The 19,716-nt window shown below is 57.9% G+C and carries 18 protein-coding genes and 1 tRNA gene; 12 read left to right on the top strand and 7 right to left on the bottom strand.

All coding sequences use genetic code 11. The annotated features are described in order from the left end of the window. The first annotated feature begins 1 nt into the window (after position 1). On the top strand, positions 2-1,033 hold the full coding sequence (locus tag IDL90_RS08295) for an Fpg/Nei family DNA glycosylase (protein ID WP_187995063.1): 1,032 nt from the start codon (positions 2-4) through the stop codon (positions 1,031-1,033). A gap of 10 nt (positions 1,034-1,043) precedes the next feature. Here the strand turns inward: IDL90_RS08295 and IDL90_RS08290 are convergent, their stop codons facing one another. From IDL90_RS08290 to IDL90_RS08275, 4 genes are all read right to left on the bottom strand, one after another. Beyond that, complete coding sequence (locus tag IDL90_RS08290; protein ID WP_182142150.1) at positions 1,044-1,538, bottom strand: GNAT family N-acetyltransferase; 495 nt, start codon at positions 1,536-1,538, stop codon at positions 1,044-1,046. Between the two features lie 94 nt (positions 1,539-1,632). Continuing rightward, on the bottom strand, positions 1,633-2,196 hold the full coding sequence (gene cysE / locus IDL90_RS08285) for a serine O-acetyltransferase (protein WP_182142149.1): 564 nt from the start codon (positions 2,194-2,196) through the stop codon (positions 1,633-1,635). 42 nt (positions 2,197-2,238) lie between these two features. Further along, the gene (gene cysK / locus IDL90_RS08280) at positions 2,239-3,171 is read right to left on the bottom strand and encodes a cysteine synthase A (RefSeq protein WP_187995062.1); all 933 of its coding nucleotides are present in this window, start codon (positions 3,169-3,171) and stop codon (positions 2,239-2,241) included. Positions 3,172-3,273: 102 nt separating this feature from the next. After that, on the bottom strand, positions 3,274-3,906 hold the full coding sequence (locus tag IDL90_RS08275; protein ID WP_182142147.1) for a YigZ family protein: 633 nt from the start codon (positions 3,904-3,906) through the stop codon (positions 3,274-3,276). Between the two features lie 201 nt (positions 3,907-4,107). Between IDL90_RS08275 and rpmF the strand changes: the two genes are divergently transcribed. The 9 genes from rpmF to IDL90_RS08235 all read left to right on the top strand — a co-directional run bounded on the left by rpmF (position 4,108) and on the right by IDL90_RS08235 (position 12,650). Further along, on the top strand, positions 4,108-4,284 hold the full coding sequence (gene rpmF / locus IDL90_RS08270; RefSeq protein WP_182142146.1) for a 50S ribosomal protein L32: 177 nt from the start codon (positions 4,108-4,110) through the stop codon (positions 4,282-4,284). Between the two features lie 71 nt (positions 4,285-4,355). After that, on the top strand, positions 4,356-4,898 hold the full coding sequence (locus IDL90_RS08265; protein WP_182142145.1) for an HdeD family acid-resistance protein: 543 nt from the start codon (positions 4,356-4,358) through the stop codon (positions 4,896-4,898). Between the two features lie 493 nt (positions 4,899-5,391). Continuing rightward, positions 5,392-7,917, top strand: a complete 2,526-nt coding sequence (locus tag IDL90_RS08260; RefSeq protein WP_187995061.1) for an Ig-like domain-containing protein — start codon at positions 5,392-5,394, stop codon at positions 7,915-7,917. A 152-nt stretch (positions 7,918-8,069) separates the two neighbouring features. After that, positions 8,070-9,524 carry a GuaB1 family IMP dehydrogenase-related protein gene (locus IDL90_RS08255; RefSeq protein ID WP_182142143.1) on the top strand — a complete coding sequence of 485 codons (1,455 nt, stop codon included), beginning with the start codon at positions 8,070-8,072 and terminating at the stop codon, positions 9,522-9,524. Between the two features lie 123 nt (positions 9,525-9,647). Next, positions 9,648-10,832, top strand: a complete 1,185-nt coding sequence (locus IDL90_RS08250; RefSeq protein ID WP_187995060.1) for a CE1758 family FMN-dependent luciferase-like monooxygenase — start codon at positions 9,648-9,650, stop codon at positions 10,830-10,832. 13 nt (positions 10,833-10,845) lie between these two features. Continuing rightward, positions 10,846-11,607: a CE1759 family FMN reductase gene (locus tag IDL90_RS08245; protein WP_187995059.1), complete on the top strand. Its 762-nt coding sequence runs from the start codon at positions 10,846-10,848 to the stop codon at positions 11,605-11,607. A 114-nt stretch (positions 11,608-11,721) separates the two neighbouring features. Continuing rightward, positions 11,722-11,961, top strand: a complete 240-nt coding sequence (locus IDL90_RS08240) for a hypothetical protein (RefSeq protein ID WP_182142140.1) — start codon at positions 11,722-11,724, stop codon at positions 11,959-11,961. A 93-nt stretch (positions 11,962-12,054) separates the two neighbouring features. Further along, positions 12,055-12,246, top strand: a complete 192-nt coding sequence (locus tag IDL90_RS11730; protein WP_259349621.1) for a hypothetical protein — start codon at positions 12,055-12,057, stop codon at positions 12,244-12,246. Beyond that, positions 12,216-12,650: an amino acid permease gene (locus IDL90_RS08235; RefSeq protein WP_259349603.1), complete on the top strand. Its 435-nt coding sequence runs from the start codon at positions 12,216-12,218 to the stop codon at positions 12,648-12,650. The genes IDL90_RS11730 and IDL90_RS08235 overlap by 31 nt, the downstream gene beginning before the upstream one ends. 182 nt (positions 12,651-12,832) lie before the next feature. On the opposite strand, the gene IDL90_RS08230 is transcribed toward IDL90_RS08235, so the two are convergent. Continuing rightward, positions 12,833-12,906: transfer RNA gene (locus tag IDL90_RS08230), tRNA-Met, on the bottom strand. Between the two features lie 189 nt (positions 12,907-13,095). After that, positions 13,096-16,197 carry a UPF0182 family protein gene (locus tag IDL90_RS08225; RefSeq protein ID WP_316930316.1) on the bottom strand — a complete coding sequence of 1,034 codons (3,102 nt, stop codon included), beginning with the start codon at positions 16,195-16,197 and terminating at the stop codon, positions 13,096-13,098. Between the two features lie 105 nt (positions 16,198-16,302). On the opposite strand from IDL90_RS08225, the gene IDL90_RS08220 reads away from it, so the two are divergent. Next, positions 16,303-16,923 (top strand): PPA1309 family protein, encoded by a 621-nt coding sequence (locus tag IDL90_RS08220; RefSeq protein ID WP_310649239.1) that lies wholly within the window; start codon positions 16,303-16,305, stop codon positions 16,921-16,923. A 14-nt stretch (positions 16,924-16,937) separates the two neighbouring features. Here IDL90_RS08220 and IDL90_RS08215 read toward each other — a convergent pair whose 3' ends face one another. Further along, on the bottom strand, positions 16,938-18,134 hold the full coding sequence (locus IDL90_RS08215) for a PDZ domain-containing protein (RefSeq protein ID WP_182142137.1): 1,197 nt from the start codon (positions 18,132-18,134) through the stop codon (positions 16,938-16,940). Between the two features lie 85 nt (positions 18,135-18,219). Between IDL90_RS08215 and IDL90_RS08210 the strand changes: the two genes are divergently transcribed. Next, positions 18,220-19,671, top strand: a complete 1,452-nt coding sequence (locus IDL90_RS08210; protein WP_187995057.1) for a zinc-dependent metalloprotease — start codon at positions 18,220-18,222, stop codon at positions 19,669-19,671. The last annotated feature ends 45 nt before the right edge of the window (positions 19,672-19,716 follow it).

Raw genomic sequence — 19,716 nt, 5'->3', positions numbered from 1 at the left:
GTTGCCAGAGGGTCATTCGATTCGCCGCCTCGCTCTCGCATTCAGCGAGTGGTTCGTCGGTCATGCCTGTGATACCTCGTCGCCTCAGGGGCGCTTCACTCATGGGGCGGAGCGCCTCAACGGCATGACCATGCTCGACGCCCAGTCTGTGGGAAAGCACCTTTTCCTCGAGTTCGGATCAGGCCACGAGGCGACATCCGAGATGGCTCGCGGACCACTCTGGTTGCACGTGCATCTCGGTTTGTATGGTTCCTGGCGTTTCTACGGTAGCCCCGGCACGAGCGTCACGCCATCCATTGGAGCTCCCCGGACACTGGACTCCCTCGTCGCAGAGAATGACATGCACGAGGACGCGGGCGGCGACGCATTCGAAATGGTGCGACTCGCTTCCGAGGTGGGACCTAGATCGAATGAAGGAATCCGCCTCAGCGAGGACTTTGGGATCGATAGTGGCCACTGGTCTCCCCCACCGCCCCGTGGCGCAGTCCGCCTCCGCACTGCTACCGGGACCGTCGCTGCTGACTTGACCGGACCCACGCAGTGCGAGGTCCTCGATGCGGCGGGAGTTGAGGTGGTTCTGGGAAGGTTGGGTCCAGATCCCCTCGATGATGAGTCTCCCGCGGAGAGATTGCGTTCGGAGTTTGTAGGCCGGGTGCGCGGTAGTCGGCGCCCCGTTGGGGAACTGGTCATGGACCAGTCGGTTGTTGCCGGAGTTGGAAACATCTACCGCGCCGAAGGTTTGTTCCGGGGTGGCATCTCTCCCTTCCGTCGCGGCAACAACGTCTCAGAGAAACGACTGCGTAATCTGTGGGATGACTTCGTGGTGCTCCTCGATGATGGGGTACGCCGCGGCAACATCTACACGATGATCCCCGACTGGCACTCCACGGAAGTAGTAGTCGAGGACGATGAGGCTGAGAAGTGGTTTGTCTACAAGAGGGCCGGGCAGCAGTGCCTAGTGTGCGGCACGCCCGTCCGCACCTGCGTCATGCAGGGCAGGAACCTGTTCTGGTGTCCCTCCTGCCAGCGCTAACCAGAACGCATTAACCAACTTCAGCGAAGCCGAGGCTGCGGTACATGTGCAGTGCTTCCGGGGAACGTCGCATGTCGAGCTGCAGGGCGAGATCGTCATACCCCCAGTCCCCAACCCGAGAAGCTAGCTCGTTGACAAGTGCGCTACCAATACCTTGTCGTCGCCATTTTGGATCAACAATAAGATCCACAACGAACGGACCCCTTGGAACACCATCGAGTGGCGAATCCAGCACGCCGAAGATTGCTCCCACAAGCTCACCGTTGACCCACGCCCCAACGAAGGAATCGTCCCGCGGCATGCCGAAGGCGCCGTCAAAGTACATGCGCATCTCATCGGTTGCTTCCCAAAGGCTCTCAGCAGTGCCCGGGTTGCCGTAAGCGCTCACGGAAAGGGCCGCAAGCGCAGGAATGTCATAGAAGGTCAGGGTTGCGATTTCCAGCCCTTCCCGGCGCGACCCATCCTGGATCTCACGAGGGTCCGCTTTAAGTGTGAGTTCGCTCATGCTTCAAGGTTAGTTCAAACACCCAAGAATCTGGCGGTTTTCACGCGTTGCGGCGCCGCCGACTCCAGGAAGTAGAGGATGCCGCCACTCTGACTTAGTGCGTGCAGCCCATCCTGTTAGGGTGTTTTTCCCCGACCAACCTGGCTGGAACCCCGACAGCAACCTTGCCGTCTGGGACGTCGCGGACCACGACTGCATTGGCACCAATCTTGGCATCCGCACCGATGTTTACCGGACCAAGAATCTTCGCTCCAGCGCCAAGTACTGCACGATCCCCCACTGTGGGGTGACGTTTCCCTGGTTCAGTTGAAGTACCACCGAGGGTGACCTGGTGGTAGATGAGGACATCCTCACCGACCTCGGCGGTCTCCCCAATCACCACGCCTTCGGCATGGTCGATAAAGAGGCGGCGTCCCAGGGTCGCGGCTGGGTGGATATCGACCCCCGTGAAGAAGCGCGTAGAGTTTTGGATCACTCGCGCAGGGAAGCGCAGTCCCTGGTTCCACGCTGCATGTGCAACGCGATATCCCCAGACTGCGTGCAGTCCCGGATATGTCAGTGCCACTTCCCAGGGGTTCTGTGCCGCTGGGTCACGCTCCATGGCAGCCTGAAGGTCTTCGCGGAAGACCCCCAGGGCTCGTTGAACTACACCGCGCATTCTCTCCGCCTCAGTCTTACGTCGGGCCCTACGCCGGTCTGGTTAATCCATGTACTGCTCGTAGAGTTTGGTGCTCAAGTAGCGCTCTCCGCCATCGGGGAGCACCACAACAATAGTCTTACCAGCATTTTCCGGACGACTCGCAACTTCCTTGGCCGCAACTAGAGCAGCGCCCGAAGAGATACCTACCAAGAGTCCCTCCTCGCTCGCGGCTTCCCGACTTGCGACAAGGGATGCATCGCCCTCGACATCGATAACCTCTGAAATGACGGACTGGTCCAAGATTGACGGGATGAAGTTGGCTCCAATGCCCTGGATGATGTGCGGTCCCGCTGTTCCTTGGGTGAGGAGGGGTGAGTCGACTGGCTCAACCGCGACGATCTGGATTTCCGGGTTCCGACTCTTCAGAACCTGGCCAACGCCGGTCACTGTTCCACCGGTACCAATTCCAGCAACAACAATATCCACGTTGCCGTCCGTGTCTCTCCAGATCTCTTCCGCGGTTGTCTCAACGTGTGCCTGCACATTTGCAGCATTGTCGAACTGTCGAGCGAGGACGGAACCCGGGTGGCTCTTCACATACTCTTCGGCTCCGGCGACTGCACCCTTCATCCCGAGTGGAGGGTCTGTCAACACCAGCTCAGCACCGTGGGCACGCAAGATTGCCCGGCGTTCCTTACTCATTGATGCGGGCATGAAGAGGACAACCTTGTACCCCTTTGCCGCACCGACCATGGCGAGGGCGATCCCCGTGTTTCCTGAGGTTCCTTCAACGATTGTCCCGCCTGGCTTGAGTTCTCCTGAGTCCTCAGCTGCTTCGATGATCTGTCGCGCTATACGGTCCTTCACTGAGCCGGCGGGGTTGAAGTATTCCATCTTGGCAAGAACCTCAACGCCTTCCGGCATGGTGCGGTTGAGGCGGACCAGTGGCGTGTTGCCGATTGTTGAGTCAATCGAAGGGTGAATCGTTGCCATGAGGGGTCCTCTTTTCATTTCGAAAGCAGCAGGTCACGTAAATGCTAGTGGCCGATTGGCTCGCCGACTAGGGACGAGCCAAATGTGGACGCTCTTTACAGCTCAGAGCAGAACTTCTAGGAAGCGATCGGCACGTCGCTTGACCTTGCCTTTACCGCCGGTCTGTTGAGCGATAAACGGTTCGACTTCGCCCTCCTCATTCTGTGGCACGGAGAAGTCAATGCTGACAATCTCTCCCCACGTCACCTTCTCTACGGTCCATCCGCGGCTCCGCAACTCTGCTTCCGCGCGACCGGCAAGAAACGGGTCCAGAGCCACAGAGAAGGAGGGGCAGTTCTCAATTTTGGCCAACTGCGCATTTTGGATCGCGGCTTGGGTGGAACCGGAGTACGCCCGGACCAGACCTCCTGTACCAAGCAGTGTGCCGCCAAAATAGCGGGTCACGACAGCCACAACATTGGTCAGACCAGCACCTCGGAGAGCATCAAGTATTGGTGCCCCCGCCGTCCCGTTCGGTTCTCCATCATCTGAGAACCTCATCTGTGGGGTCGCCCCGTCTGACTGCAAAATGAAAGCCGAACAATGGTGTCGGGCATCCGGGAACTGTCTACGGCGCGCAGAGATGACTTCACGCGCAGCAGCTTCAGAAGCCGCTGGACAGAGGAACGCGATGAAACGCGATCTCTTGATGTCCTGCTCAACCTCACTGCTGGTCCCGGTGGCCACTGTTAGCATTACCCCATCTTCGCACTTCTCCCCGGGACTAACCTCACATCCAGATCCACCGCTTCAAACTGGCTTAAGCGCGGCAAATCGTGGCAGACTTGAGCAGTTCAGTAGCGACGCTACCAGGCGTCCGCGTGCCCAAAGCCATCCGGCAAACTAATCTACTTGGGCCGAAGCAGACCACTAGAACCCGGAAGGAGCGACTTAGCTATGGCAGTTCCAAAGCGAAAAATGTCGCGATCGAATACCCGCACCCGCCGCTCAGCTTGGAAAGCCAAGATGAGTGCGCTACAGACGATTAAGGTTGGGGGCCGCGAAGTTCGCATCCCTCGTCGTTTGGCCAAGGCATACCAGAATGGTCTTCTGGATGCTGAGGATCTGGGCTAGGTATCCGACACTCCTGCCTCGTCTAGAGGTGTCTCGACCGCGTCTGACAGACAGAATAGAAAGACTTAAAAATGAGTGGAAATATTATTCAGCAAGCAGGCGAGAAGCTGCGCATGGCGATGGGTGTCTTCGGACTCCTCTCCCTCGCCGCAGGTATCGCAATTATGGTTTGGCCAACAAAGACGGCCCTTATCGTTACCGGCATTTTTGCCGTTTACGTAATTGTCGCAGGGCTGGTTTACGTCGGTGCAGGTGCCTTCTCCCAGGGAATGGCCTTCGGAGCCCGCATCTGGCGCATCCTTCTCGGTGCACTGTTCGTCATCTCGGGTGTAGTCGCACTTACAAGCCTCAAGAGCACAGCGGCGTTCTTCTTCGTGTTCATGGCCATCATGATTGGCGTGACCTGGATTTACGAGGGCTTTGTGGCCTTCGCACGTTTGGGCCAGTCGGCATCTAAGGGTTGGACTGCTTTCTACGCAGTGGTCTCCATCCTGGCGGGCCTAGTCATCGTGTTCTCCCCGATCTACTCGACTATCGCCCTGTGGTGGGTTATCGGCCTGTCGGCAATCGTCTACGGCATTGTCCAGATCATTCACTCTTTCACGCGTCACTAAGTCTTCCCGCCTCCTATGAGGCAAAATGGAGACGGATACATTAGCCGGTGCTCCCCGGTGGTTAGCCAGCAAAGCTGGTTCGCCACCGGGGAGCATTTTGTTTGGCGCTCTCTATTACTTCGCGGGCTGCCAGACTGTTTTGAGTCGGTGGGTTGTTGTTTGCTTGTTGTTGAGGTTGTTACCCGCGCTACCACATGTCATATGGGAGCTCCTTGAGCCATTCGGAGCGGGTTTGGCTTTCATAACGGCGTGATTCGTAGGCAAATTGGGCCGAACCAGCTCCGTGTGGCGTAACAGTTATAACTCTCCATCTCCCAACCCAAACTCACAGGCAGTCCGACACACACGGCTCTGTCCCCCGCGCGCCACATCTGGCGTTATCCACAACTCCTTCGTGCACGGGCTGCTTCAATCTTCTTTCCCGCCTACCTTGGGTTGTCACAACCGTTGCCGCCACGGTGGCGGCTACGCCCAAGATGAGGAAGAAGCAGGGATGTCCAACGAAAACCATCGTCCACCCATACTCGCGCGTGCAGTAACAGCCGCGTCCGTACTGATCATCGCCCTGTCCGCAGCAACTACCGCGTCAGCCATCTCCCCGCCCTATTCGGAGGGCGGGGCGAGTGGTGAATCCTCCGGGCCTAGCCAACAGGTTGCCCCAGAAGAAGCACCTGAATCTGCGGATGATGTCCCAGGGGCGATCTCTCAACCCGTAGAGGCCCCTCGAGAGCACAAGGATGACCCCACACACTCAGATGCAATCACGGAGCAAGATCCCGATACGGGCCAGGAAATCGTAACCCGCTCTGGAATAACCCACTGGGAAGAGCGGTCCACCCCTGACCCGCGCTTGATGTCCCGTGCGACCGCACCTGACATTCTCACCGTGTCAATCGCACCGACCTCCGGCAGTGTTGGCTCGATACCGAACCCACGGATTCGCATAGATTTTAGCGTCCCACTCGGCGCAAAGGTCGGCGATTCATATGATGTGGATCTCAGCGCTCCATGGATCTATGCCACGACTAGCACAACTGAAATCAAAGATGCAGTTGGGACCGTGTTCGCGGTCGCGCAACCCAAGAACTTCGAGCAGAAGGGAAAACTCGGGCGCTGGCGGCTAACAATCACGCTAACTGAGCAGGTAGAGACGCACTCTAACGTAAAAGGTTTTATAGACTTGCAGCTGGCATACTACCTCAACCGGAGCGCTTTCAGTGGCCCAATTATTGCCACCAGCAACGGAGTTGAACTTGCGAGAACTGCTGGGAACTGGTCTATTCCTGCCTCAGGTCAGCAGCTTGAGGGCGCGGCCCTCAACGGTGGGGCTTTTGTCAACGGGAAGCCGGCCGTACAACCTGGGATCCGCATCAACTACAACCGAATTCCTGCCTCGGGGTGGAAAGTAACGATATCCAACCTATCGGCGGGCCTAAGTCCCTCCTGCAACGGACAGGTCCAAGTGCAGACCGCTGATACCAATGGCTGGCTCATCGATACTGCCGGGATGGCACAAGTAGACACCTGCACGGCGTCGACCCAAGTTTTCACCATCACTCAAAGCATGGCCCAAGCACTTGGTGCCTCTGGGACCATGCCAGTTAACCTCCGGACGTATATGTACGGAGAGAAGCAAAGAACTTCCTACTCCCTACGAATGACATCGAACGTTCCTGTCAACGGTGCCTCATCATGGGATCTGACCGCAGCTACCGGCGAAGGCTCCGCATCTAGCGCTGACTATCTTTCCCTCACCACGTCCAAAACAGCGGAAGTGAACTCTTCGAGCCGAAACGATAGTGCCACCATCGGGGACACCATCTCGTACACCATCACAACCACCCCGGGAAAAGATAACGACCGGGCAATCTCGAATGTCATCACCACCGACCATCTTCCAGAGGGTCTCAAGTTCATCTCAGCCAATAACAATGGAACGTTTGATGCTGCGAAACGTACCGTTACCTGGGGGCCTCGCTTTCTTTCATCCACAGGTAGGTTCATTGACGTTGTCAATGTCGAGGTGATGTCCACGCAGAATGCAGGCTCCTTGACCAATCGGGTTTCAAATGCGGGCGACCGGGTATGCGGAGAAGCCGATGCGCAATCTGTCTGCAGTGCGGAGGTGACAACTCCACTCGCCAAGCCATCGTTCGCGTTTACTAAGGCTTCAGAGGCAGTTGATTCCAACGGGAACGGATGGAAGGGAGACGAGGGGGACAACATCAAATACACCTTCACGGCAAAGAACACAGGGGAAGTTCCCCTCTCATCCGCGAAACTCACCGACAAGATGTTGGGAATCTCAGACCGCGAGTGTCTAGTTGCTCCGCTAGCTCCCGGGGCTTCCACCCAGTGTGTGGGCGAGTTCTTCCACACCATCACCAAGAAGGATGTTGACGCTGGAAAAGTCACGAACCAAGCAACCCTCTGCGTCGATCCAAAACTGGGTTTGGCTTGTGAGGATGAAAGCACAACAACCACCACGATCGGACCCGCATTCAGCTTCAGCAAATCCGTAGCCACAATCACCGATGCCAACGGAAAGCAGATTGAGACAGGCAAGGCGTCCAAGGGGGATAAGATCCTCTTCCAGTTTGAGGTGACAAACACAGGAAATGTTGACCTGACAAGTGCGTTTGTGACTGACCCACTGCTGGGGGTCTCGAAAGTCCCTTGTCTCAGTGCCAGCGCTCCGCTTAAGCCAGCCCAGAAGGTCACGTGCCCGACTCATCCAAAATTCACTTACGTGGTGAATGATGGCGATGTGGCTGCGGGGAAAGTGCGCAACGTCGCAGTTGGATCTGTACCTGGCCTACCGGATCAAGAACGGGAAACATCCACACCGGTTCTTCCCGACCCACTAAGCCCCAATCTGCCACAGACAGGGGCGACAGGCTCCATTGCTCTGTTCTCCCTCGGGGGGATTCTCATAGCCGTGGGAGCAAGCACCGTGGCACTGCAGTACCGATACTCCAGCCGCCAACCACTTCATAGAAGAGGAACGCCCTCGCACTAGGGCTACGCCAAGCCAAAGGAAGAACCTCTCGACATTGGATGGGCGACCCCACATCGGGAACTACGACCTCGATGTGGGGCGCGGGTCGCAAATCTCACAGCCAGGCGTGATTGAGTCGTGATTCTGTTTGCTTCTGCGCATAACCTATGGATATGAAGTTTCTAAACGGACAAGCGCATTCCAACGACCTAACCTATGACGATGTCTTCCTCGTGCCCTCTCGATCCGATGTCGTCTCTCGTTTCGATGTTGACCTTGCCAGCGATGATGGAACAGGAACGACAATCCCGCTCGTCGTCGCGAACATGACGGCAGTATCCGGACGTCGAATGGCGGAGACAGTGGCGCGGCGTGGCGCGATGGCGGTGATCCCTCAGGATATTCCGCTGGAGATAGTTGCGGATGTGCTCAGTAGCGTCAAAGACACCGACCCCGTCGTCGAATCCGCAATAGTCGTTTCCCCGGACATGCCTGTCAGTGCGGTCCTAAGCCTTATTCCTAAACGCTCACACGATGCCGCAATCGTGGTCGAGGACGGGAAGCCCATTGGCATCATCACCACCAAAGACTGCAGAGGCGTCGACATGTACGCACAGGCAAGGCAAGTAATGACGCCGAACCCTGTCGTCCTTGATTACTCCCACGTCTCACACTCACCCGAGGCACTTAGCGATCTATACGCAAAGCTAGACTCCCAACGCTTGCACTTTGCGCCAGTTGTGAATCACGGAAAACTGGTCGGTATCCTCTCCTCGAAGGGCATTGTGCGCTCCAGTGTCTACGCACCCACGCTCGACAACACCGGGAAACTGCGTGTTGCCGCCGCAGTTGGAATAAACGGCGATGTTGAAGGAAAGGCCAAGGCACTCCTCGAAGCAGGAGTCGACACCCTGGTTGTGGACACAGCTCACGGCCACCAAGTCAAGATGCTTGACGCGGTCAGGCGAGTCCGCTCTCTGAGCCCAGATGTTCCTGTGGTGGCGGGCAACGTTGTTACAGGTGCGGGAGCCGAGGACCTCATTGCTGCAGGAGCTGACATCGTCAAAGTTGGCGTAGGGCCGGGAGCAATGTGCACCACACGCATGCAGACCGGGGTTGGCCGACCACAGTTTTCCGCAGTGTTGGAGACAGCCAAGGCAGCACACGCCCTCGGAAAACACGTCTGGGCTGACGGAGGGGTTCGCCACCCAAGAGATGTCGCCCTCGCGATCGCAGCCGGAGCCAGCCAGGTCATGATCGGGTCGTGGTTTGCCGGCACCCATGAGTCTCCCGGCGACCTCCATACTGACGGTCAAGGCCGTTTGTACAAAGAGAGTTTCGGCATGGCATCAGCACGCGCTGTCGCTGCACGCACTGCAGCATCCGGATCGTTTGACCGCGCACGCAAATCACTCTACGAAGAAGGTATTTCTTCATCACGCATGTACCTGGATCCTCGACGCCCCGGCGTCGAAGACCTGATCGATGAGATCACGTCCGGGGTTCGCTCCGCATGCACATACGCCGGTGCGCGTGACCTTGAAGAGTTTGCCGAACGGGCAGTCATAGGTGTACAAACGGCTGCCGGCTACCAGGAAGGACGTCCACTTCCGACCAGTTGGCAGTGATCGTAGAGACTCGGCACGAGTATGACGGATCCAATACTCTGGGACCATGGACCCGTTTACATGCATTTGCATATACTGGGGGTTATCGATAAGACTTTGGCACCTAGATAGATGGAGAGCGACATGCAATTTGGAGTCTTCTCAGTTGGCGACGTGACCCGCGACCCTGTTTCCGGACACACACCCAGCGAGCATGAGCGCATCAAGGCTCTGACCAACCTCGCCGTCAAGACCGAGGAGATCGGCCTCGACGTCTTCGCTATCGGCGAGCACCACAACCCGCCATTTGCAATCTCTTCACCTACGACCTTCCTTGCAAACATTGGCGCCCGCACCAGGACCTTACAGCTGTCGACTGCGACAACGCTGATCACAACGAATGACCCTGTGCGCATTGCTGAAGAGTACGCACTTCTTCAGCACCTTGTCGATGGCAGGCTCGACCTCATGCTCGGACGAGGCAACACGGCCCCCGTTTACCCTTGGTTCGGACAAGACATCCGAAAGGGACTGCCACTCGCCCTCGAGAACTACAACCTGCTTCACCGCCTCTGGAACGAAGACGTCGTGGATTGGGAAGGCAAGTTCCGCACGGGACTCCAAGGGTTTACGTCGATCCCTCGCCCCATGGATGACGTGGCACCGTTTGTTTGGCACGGCTCTATCCGCACGCCAGAGATCGCGGAGCAGGCCGCCTACTACGGAGACGGGTACTTCGCTAACGGAATCTTCTGGCCAATGTCGCACTTCAGACGGCTAATCAACCTCTACCGCAACCGCTACGCACACTATGGGCATGGTAGACCCGAGGACGCCATCGTCGGAGTTGGTGCGCAGGTCTACGTCGCGAAGACAAGCCAAGCGGCATTCCGAGGGTTCCAACCCTACTTTGATGCCTCGCCCGTCTACAGCGGTGGCGCGGCACTGGAAGACGTTGCTGCACAAACCCCGTTGCTGGTTGGAAGCCCCCAGCAGATAATCGACCGCGTGCTGGGCTTGCGTGAGTACTTTGGCGACTACCAGCGCCAGATGTTCCTAATTGATCACGGACTCCCGGAGAAGGAAGCCCTCGAACAGCTGGATCTCATTGGTTCTGAGATTCTGCCGGTCCTCAGGAAGGAAACCGCTGCCGCAACGCCCGCGGGCACCCCGGAGGCACCAACACATGCCTCATTAGTGAAGGAAAAATATGGAGACGCGGAACCACGTCAGCCACGCCCCAACCCCAACCGTGGCGACAATGTGACGGGCACGTCTCCCTACCAAGACAGTGACCCCTCCGTGAAGGTAACACTCCCGCGCCTTTAGTATCGTGTCCACGATGACGGAGCGTCATTCCTCCTCGTCTTGGACATCAAACGACTCCAAAACAATCAAAGCCAAGGAGAGTGTGATCGGCATGAAAAGCGCCAACCCGATCCAGGTCGCCCTCGTCAGCGCCGGATCTTCAGAAAGCTCGTCTACAACCGCCCTCGTTCGCCAGATAGGCGCGGCAGTTAGGGAAATGTTAGAGAACGAGGGCGCCCTCGTCGAGGTCCACCTCGTGAACCTAAGGGAAGTCGGAAGAGATCTGGGGATCGGACTGGCGACCGGAATGATCTCAGATGATCTGCGCGCCGACCTCCAAATTGTTGAAGAGGCCGACGCCGTCGTGGCAGGAACACCCGTCTACAAGGCCGGCATGTCCGGGCTTTTTAAGTCTTTCTGGGATCTCGCTGCAGATGACGCCGTCCTTGCAACCCCCGTTGTCTTGGCGGCAACGGCAGGCACGCCACGCCATGGCCTAGTGCCTGATGCCGAAATGCGCTCACTCTTTGCCTACCTCCGCGCCCTGACAGTTCCAACATCAGTGTTCGTTGCGACTGAAGACTCCGCATACCCTTCTGCTGTCAAAAAGAGGGTCGAGAGGGCTGCAACCGAACTTGCTACCCTCGCCGCACTGAACGTGAAGCGCGCCCTACGCAACCAGGAGAAGTCAGAGTACCGCCGCACCTTCCCCGATCACCAGGTCACAACAGAGTCTGTGGATGCGGGCATTGACTTTGACTCGGATCTGATGCGGCTCGCTGCGGGCGGAGCCTAGCGGAACCATTTGGTGTACCCCCACCTCATCCTGCGCTGCCTAGCAAATCCACGTAGATTTGTGCGAGACACACCGGTAGCGCTCCGATCAGTCATCGGATGAGGGAGAAGACAAGTGGCCTCTGGCACCCTGGAAGAATCCACCACTCAAAGCAAGGGAACCGGCTCAGTCACCACGATGGGAGCAACCGCCATCGGCGTAGGCGGGATGATGGGTGCCGGCCTATACACGCTGCTGGGACTCGCTGCGAGCATAGCCGGAGCATGGGTACCGCTGGCGTTTATTGTCGGCGGTGCGGTTGCAGCATTCTCCGTCTACTCCTACTCGAAGCTCGGCGCAGTATTCCCCAGCTGAGGAGGGGCTGGGGAGTTCCTGATTAGATGCTTCGGAGAGAACACCCTGTCGGGCGGGCTCAATGTTTTCCAGTTCCTGGGTTGGGTCATAGCGATGGCGCTGTACGCGGTCGGCTTCGGGGGCTACGCGGCGGAAGTCCTCGCCTGGCACATGCCCGACTGGGGCGCGAAAGCGCTCGGCATAGGACTAGTGCTAATGATCATCGGAGTGAACTTTGTTGGTTCACGACCGGGGGCGACGCGCATTGGACGGGTATCTTCTTCGCTGCCGGCCTCCTCTACGTGACGTATGAGGGGTTTGGTGTCGTCACAAACTCCGCCGCCGACATGCGTAACCCAAAGAAGCAGTTACCTCGAGCCATGTACACGGCCCTCTTCGCGGTAATCGCCATATACGTAGTGGTTAGCACCTTGGTGGTGGTCCTCATGTCCGTCTCAGAAATGGAGAAGCACCAGGGACACGTCCTCGCCATCGCAGGGCAAGCAGTCATGGGAAAGACTGGCTTCATTCTGCTCGGATCTGCAGCGATGCTTGCGACGGCATCAGCGGTCAACGCAACACTCTTCGGAGATGCAAACCTTGGATTCGACATGTCAAAGAATAAGGAGCTCCCCGGCTTAGTTGGCAAAGGCATCTGGCGTGGTGGAACATGGGCCAGAAAAGGCTGGGCCGGACGCTGGCAACCCTAACGACACGCCCAAACCCCCGAGTTTAGACACCAATAATGGCCGCATCCCCACAGAAAACAGCCCCAAAAGACACACCAAATGTCCTATAGCCCCTAAATCCCGCGCCAGGGCCAACTGAGGATCCGGCTTAAACGACAAGGCCCTCTGATCAAGATTCTCACTTGGCCAGAGGGCCCTTCTAGTAGCGGGGGCCAGATTTGAACTGACGACCTCTGGGTTATGAGCCCAGCGAGCTACCGAGCTGCTCCACCCCGCGTCGGCTAGTACAGTCTACGCAGTGCCAACTGCTGGGGCAACCGACCCTAGCGTGTTCTCCCTCATAGTCCCCACCTGCGCAAATGCCTCAGCAGCAAGAGGGGGACCCGGGCCGCCCCGAGTCCCCCTCCATACATGCCAGGCTCAACCACGTAGGTGAACCCTCAGCGTGCGAATCAACGCGTCTGGTCTAGTTACCGTCCTCCGTTGCTACTTCTGCATCCTCACCAAGGGTGCCCAAACCAGTGCTATCTTCACCCGGAGTGAAGGTAGCACTGTCCTCACCGGTGCCCGCAGCTGCTCCGTCAACCAGTTCCTGCAGACGAATCAGTTCCTCCAGTGCAGCATTCAGCGCATCCTGAGCCTTCCCGTACGCTGCCCAGTTACCCGCCTTCATCGCCTCATCGGCAGCCACCATGGCATCCCGAGCACTCATGATCGCGGCGTTCAATGCTTCATCGCCTTCGAGAGGCGCCTCCCCTTCGTCACCGTCGGGCGTTGTTGGCGCCACGTCCTCGTCCCCGGTCACTGCTTGAGCGTCGCCCCCGAAGGTTTGGTCTAGCGCTTCGTTCAGTGTCCTAGCGAAGCCCACCTGGTCACCAAATGAAGTGAGTACATAGCGCAGAACCGGATACGAGGTCGATCCTGTCGACTGAACATAGACGGGCTGCACGTAGAGCAAGCCACCACCGACTGGAAGTGTCAGCAGATTACCCCGGATGACCGAAGATCCCTGCTGACTCAGCAGGTTCAACTGAGTCGCCACCTGCTGGTCGGTGTTGAAGTTGTTCTGTACCTGACCTGGTCCTGGAACCGTGGTCGAGGACGGCAGCGCCATGAGCCGCAACTTCCCATACCCATCGCGCACCTCACCCGGAGTGTCGCCCGTCTCAGAATCGACCGCTAGGAAGCCGGCCATCGCGGCACGTCTAGATTCACCACCACCTGCTGGAACATAGACCGAGGTCAACGAGAATTCTGCACTGTCTTGACCCGGCATCTGCATTGTCAGGTAGTAGGGCGGCTGCAACATTGTGCTGCTGGTTGAACCTTCAGCGGTCGAGGCCGTGGGATCTTCCGAAAGCCTCCAACGGTCACCACCGGTGTAGAACTCAGCAGCCTCTGTGACGTGGTACGTCTCAAGCAATGAACGCTGGACCTTGAACATGTCCTCTGGGTAGCGGAAGTGCGACATCAGATCGCCCGAAACCTCAGACATATCTTGAATCATGCCCGGGTAGACGCCCTTCCAGGACTCTAGAATCGGGTCAGTATCATCCCAGGTAAACAGTTGAACCGAACCGTCGTATGCATCAACAACTGCCTTCACTGAGTTGCGCATGTAGTTCACAGTGTCTGAAACGAGCAGCGACGACATATCTGCCGTACGCGAATCGGTCGTCGCCGCTGACAGGGAAACACGCTCTGAGTAGGGATAGTTTGCCGAAGTCGTGTATGCGTCAACAATCCACACGAGGCGCTTGGGCGTCGACTCGTCCTCATCCATGTCAACGACTGCCGGGTAAGCCTTCTTCTCAAGGGTCAAGTACGGAGCAACCTTTGAGACTCGCTGAAGTGGGTCACGTTCGTAAAGAATCTGTGACTCAGAGTTGGTCTGCTGGGAGAAGAAGATGTCGGTGGAGCCAAACTTGATTGCGTAGAGCAGCTTGTTCCATGGGTTACCCACCGAAGGTCCGCCATCCCCCGTAAAGGTTGACTGGACCTGCCCGGACGGTGCGTTGTCGTCGGGATAATCCAACTCTTGCGGAGCCGCTCCCTCGGGTGCGCCGACAATCGAGTACTCGGGTGAGTTCTGTGAGAAGTAGACCCTGGGTTCGTAATCCCCCATCTCACCAACCGACGGAATCGAAGATTCCCAGAACGCCGGCGTACCGTCGGCACGAACCGTATTGCCGTATGCGGCAACCACGCCGTACCCGTGGGTGTAGACAGTGTGAAGGTTGACCCAAGTCTGCTGTTCGGTTTGCAGGCCTCCCTGATTGAGGTCGCGCACAGCGATAACCGTGTCGCGGCGCTCATTATCGATCGTGTAACGATCAACCGAAAGTTTGGAATCAAACGTGTAATAGGGGCGGGACTGCTGCAGCTGGCGAACCGTCGGCGAAATTATCATCGGGTCAAGCAAACGAATCTGCGAAGTCGCCTCTGCATCATCACGCAGCTGCCCCGGAGAAACATCCGTCTTTGCTGCGTATGTCTGATACTCGACCTCGTCCAGTCCATATGCTGCCAGCGTCGCGTCAATGTTGCGCTGGATGTATGGGGTTTCCATCTGTCGCGCGTTTGGCGTCACCCGGAACTGTTGGACGAGGGCGGGATACGCGCCACCAACCACGAGGGCGGAAACAACAGTCACGGCCACACCAACCGCCGGCAACTTCCACGTTCCGCGGAATGCTGCCACAAGGAAGAGCACGGCGACCAGAAGTGAGATTACCGCAAGGATCATCTGTGCCGGCAGAACCGCGTGAACATCACGATAGAGAGCCCCATCAACGATGTCACCAGTTCCCAATACCAGGGAGTAAATCCCCACCCAGTAACGCAATGCGACTATCAGCGAGAGGACCGCGCCGAGAATTCCGATCTGCATTCTGGCACTGGACGTCATCTTAAAGCGAGGCGAGAAGGATATGCCTCCGTAGAGGTAGCCGATGATGATGACGGCAAGGAGAGACACAACAGCCGTGTTGAGCAAGAAACTCAGAATAGTGTCAAGAATCGGTAGCGTGAAGACATAGAAGCCAATGTCAAGGTTGAACTGAGGATCAGTTACCCCGAATGGCGTGCGGTTGAACCACACCATGAAGGTTTGCCACTGCGTCGCCATTCCGGCGGCAGTCATTAGTGCGATTAACGCCGGAAGACCCCAAAAAATGGCCTTGCGGAAAGGCTCCAAAGCCTTCTGGTATTCACGAAGTGTGGACCCGCTCTGACCGCCCAGACGGGAGGGTCGCGTACGGTATGCCCAAGTCACAACGGCAGTGATCGCCGCGAACTGGACCGCGAAGGTCACCAAGAACAGAACCGCCGCTGCCCCCCAACGTGTCCACAGCACCCTCGCTGCATTGAGCTGGTCGAACCACAGAACCTCTGTCCACACGCGTGACGCAACATAGATGATGACGGCAAGAAGAATAATGATGCCAAAAGTGATCACAAGAGGGCTGCGGAGAGCGGCCTTCGTCGTAGGACCTTCGCCCGACCGACCCTCTGGTTCCTTCTTAGGCTCTCGGGATGGCTCCGGCGTTGCTGTCGGGAAGAAAGTCACCGCTGTCCTCTCTGGGGCCCGCACATTCCTCGGAACCCACTGATGATTTGGGGACATTCTACCCTTGAGCGCCGACATCAAAGACGAGCGGCTACTATTGCCGCCATGAGCGAAATCCACGGAGCACCACAAGCGGACCCCACGCAGCACACCCTCGATCAGGTCCCCATGTCCCTCCCCACTCCACGTGCCGCGGCCCTGCGGAAGGTAACTGAAGAGATTGAGGTCGGCGCGGCAAGCCTGGGATGGGACCGACCCCCGGCGCTCTACGCCCTGGTTCCAACCAAACAGTTGCTCGCAACCGACGATGTTCCCGAGGACGTCTTGGCGAGCCTTAGAGAAGCCTGGGACGGCACAGCGGCGCACCTTTCAGCCATTCTCCAAGACTCTATCCCCAACGATGAGCTGGAAGAAGTTCTTCCCAAGTTGGCGTGGCCGGAGTCTGTTTTCGGTTCGGCACTCACCGTTGAACGAATTATCGTTCCCCCCTCGGTCGAGGACGAGGCTCCCGACGACCCGCAGGAAGCCCTCGATTTCATTAGCAATCACCCGGCCCGGACTGACGTGCGACTCACAATCGGAATCACACGCGAGGGCGATTCATGGTGCGCTGTGCGAGCCCGCACGTTCGATGATACCGAGCGGGTTGGTAAGGGTGAAAACCTAGTGCCCGCCTTGGTTGAGGCACTGCGGATGGGTTTCAACCCCGACGTTCAGGACGCATAACCGCGCCGTAGCCATCAGCTGCACGTGGGCAGGGAGTCCCCATCGCCATCAGCAATAGCTTGAACTGCAGCAACACCTTCGCTGAGGGTCTCAACCGGCACGACGCGTAAGCCATTGGGCTCCCGCCCCTGCGCCTCCGCACAGTTACCGTCCGGGATCAGGAACCACTGCGAACCATCCCGTTTTGCACCGTACATTTTCTGCACCACACCACCAATCGGCACAACGTTGCCAACGAAGTCCAGCGCGCCCGTGGCAGCAATGGACTCTCCACCGGTGATCCCACCGGGAGTCAACTGGTCAACGATGCCGAGGGCGAAGACCAGCCCCGCCGAAGGACCACCGATTCGCTCAAGATGTATTGACACGTCGATGGGCATCTCTGTATCGGCCCCAAGGTAGACCCCCATTCGGGATCCCTGAGGCGCATTGTCACCGCTGTCGTCCCCGTCCTCGTCCCCATCAGATCTGTCGCCCTCGTCCTCCGATGTCTGCGGGGCCGCGGTGACGATGTCAACTTTATGGATTTCCCCGTCGCGAAGCACAGTCACACCGATCGTTGAGTTTGCGGGAGTGTTCTCCATGAGGACAAACGGGACCGACGGAGAGTTCACCTCATGCACGACCCCGTCGGGGGTCTGCAACGAAACGAGTACGTCTCCCTCCAGCAACTGCCCATCGGCTCCACTACCCGGAACGGTGCCAGCCACCGTCATGGTGGTCTCCATTGGAATACCCAAGTAGTCCATGGCAGCAATGGCTGAGGCCGAATGTGAAGACTCCATTTGCACGGCACCCGCCTCCGCAACGTCCTCGGCGGTTGTCTCAGGCGCGTAAAGGTCAGAGTATGGAATCACCGCAGTGCTGGGACTGAACCATGCCCTCACGACGTCGCCGACGCGCACGGTGGTACCGGGACCACCCAGCGAGGAAACGGTGACCATTCGCAGTTGCCCTTCGTCAGGGACCTTCTCACGAACCACGTGCTTTGTGTAGTCACCGGACTGTGAAAACTCAAGAACGGGAGTGTCAGCCTGACTTCCCAAGACATTCACAGTGGGGCCGGCATCTTGAATCACGTAACCAACCGGTATCAACGAAACAGCCATGACGAGAGCCGCCGCAACTAAGACAGCGAAAAGGACCCTGGTCCAACGCGTCACCAACCGGTCGCGCCTGGTCGTTGTTGAAGGGGTGTGCACTGATTCCATAGGGTTTATTGTGCACTGATTCAACCTCGGCGACATTCGGCCGAAGGCGTAAGGCTCACAACGTGAGGAAAGCTAAACTTGACCTATGGATCAGAACCCAGACTTCCGTCCTGAAGATAGCGACGACCCACTCAGAGCGTTTTTGGAGTCCCTGCTGGGCCCGGGGGCCGCAGGCGACGCACTTGAGGCGATGAGGCTTCAGGGCTTTGATCTAAGTGCCCTACCAGGTATGGACTCTCCCCAGGCCATTTCTCAAGCCATGGGTCAGATGCGTTTCCTCATGAACGCTTCCTCCGACCCTGTGAACTGGCGCATGGTTGAAGAAATGTCACGCCAGCAGGTTTTCCAGTCCGGCGACCCCCGCCTTTCAGCCGCTCAGGCACAAACTGTGCGACAAGCACTTACGGTCGCCGATCTGTGGCTTGATCCAGTCACCAGCTTTGCAGTCAAAGGTGTCACCCGTGATGCTTGGACCAAGGTGGAGTGGGTTGACCAGACGCTGCCAGCCTGGAAGAAGATCTGCAATCCCGTTGCTGAGAACGCTTCGCGCGCCATGGCCGACGCTATGGCATCACAAATGGGCGCAGGCGATTTAGACCGCGACGACCAAATGGCGGGGCTGGCCCAATCTTTATCTTCGATGCTCCCAAAGATGGCCGCAATGGCATTTGCCTCGCAGATTGGTAGTGCCCTGACCGAGATGGCAAAGGAAGCGCTTGGCACCACCGACTCCGGTCTTCCTCTCACAGAGGGTGACGTCACCGCCCTCGTCCCCACCAATATCTCCGCATTCGCTGATGGTCTTGACATCGGATATCAGGAAGTCCTCCAGTTTGCGGCAGTCCGAGAGTGTGCGCATGCACGGCTCTTTGCATCGGTTCCCTGGTTGAAGCACGACCTGCAAGTTGCTATTGAAAGGTATGCAAGGGAGATTTCCCTTGACCAAGACGCAATCATCGAGGCTGCACAGTCGATTGATCCCTCGAACCCAGAGTCGCTGCAAGTAGCCATGAGCGGGGGCATTTTCGCGGCAGAACCCACCGAGTCACAACTGCAAGCACAGCAAAGACTCGAAACGCTGGTGGCACTCATCGAAGGGTGGGTGGAGGTCACGACCGCAGCCGCGATCGCCCCCTACCTCCCCCACGGAGCCCAACTTCAGGAAATGATGCGTCGGCGCCGTGTTACCGGGTCATCCGGAGAGCACCTGCTTCACCAGCTGGTCGGCCTTGAGCTCCGCCCTCGCCAAACGCGCAGTGCAGCAACCATTTTCCGTAGACTCACGGACGAAGGCGGGCCGGAAGCACGCGACGATGTCTGGGCTCACCCAGACCGCGTTCCAACATCTGCTCAACTCGCAAATCCCGACACGTTTTTTGAGGATCTTCCAACAGACCCAGAGCTCAGCGACTTGGATGAGCAACTGTCAGCGCTCCTTTCGGGAACACTGGGCTTTGACGAATCCGTGCCCAAAGAAATGCGCGGATCGGCCCCTGAGGTGGGCGACGGTTCTGACACCGAGCCAGAGGACCTCTAGAGCGTCCCCAGTTCTGTTATCCGCAGGGTTGTCCACAGGTTTCAA

The sequence above is a fragment of the Schaalia sp. JY-X159 genome (genome assembly GCF_014525425.1).
Classification (GTDB): Bacteria; Actinomycetota; Actinomycetes; order Actinomycetales; family Actinomycetaceae; genus Scrofimicrobium.
The sequence above is the reverse complement of the archived record's forward strand: the minus strand, read 5'-3'. Positions and strand labels throughout refer to the sequence as shown.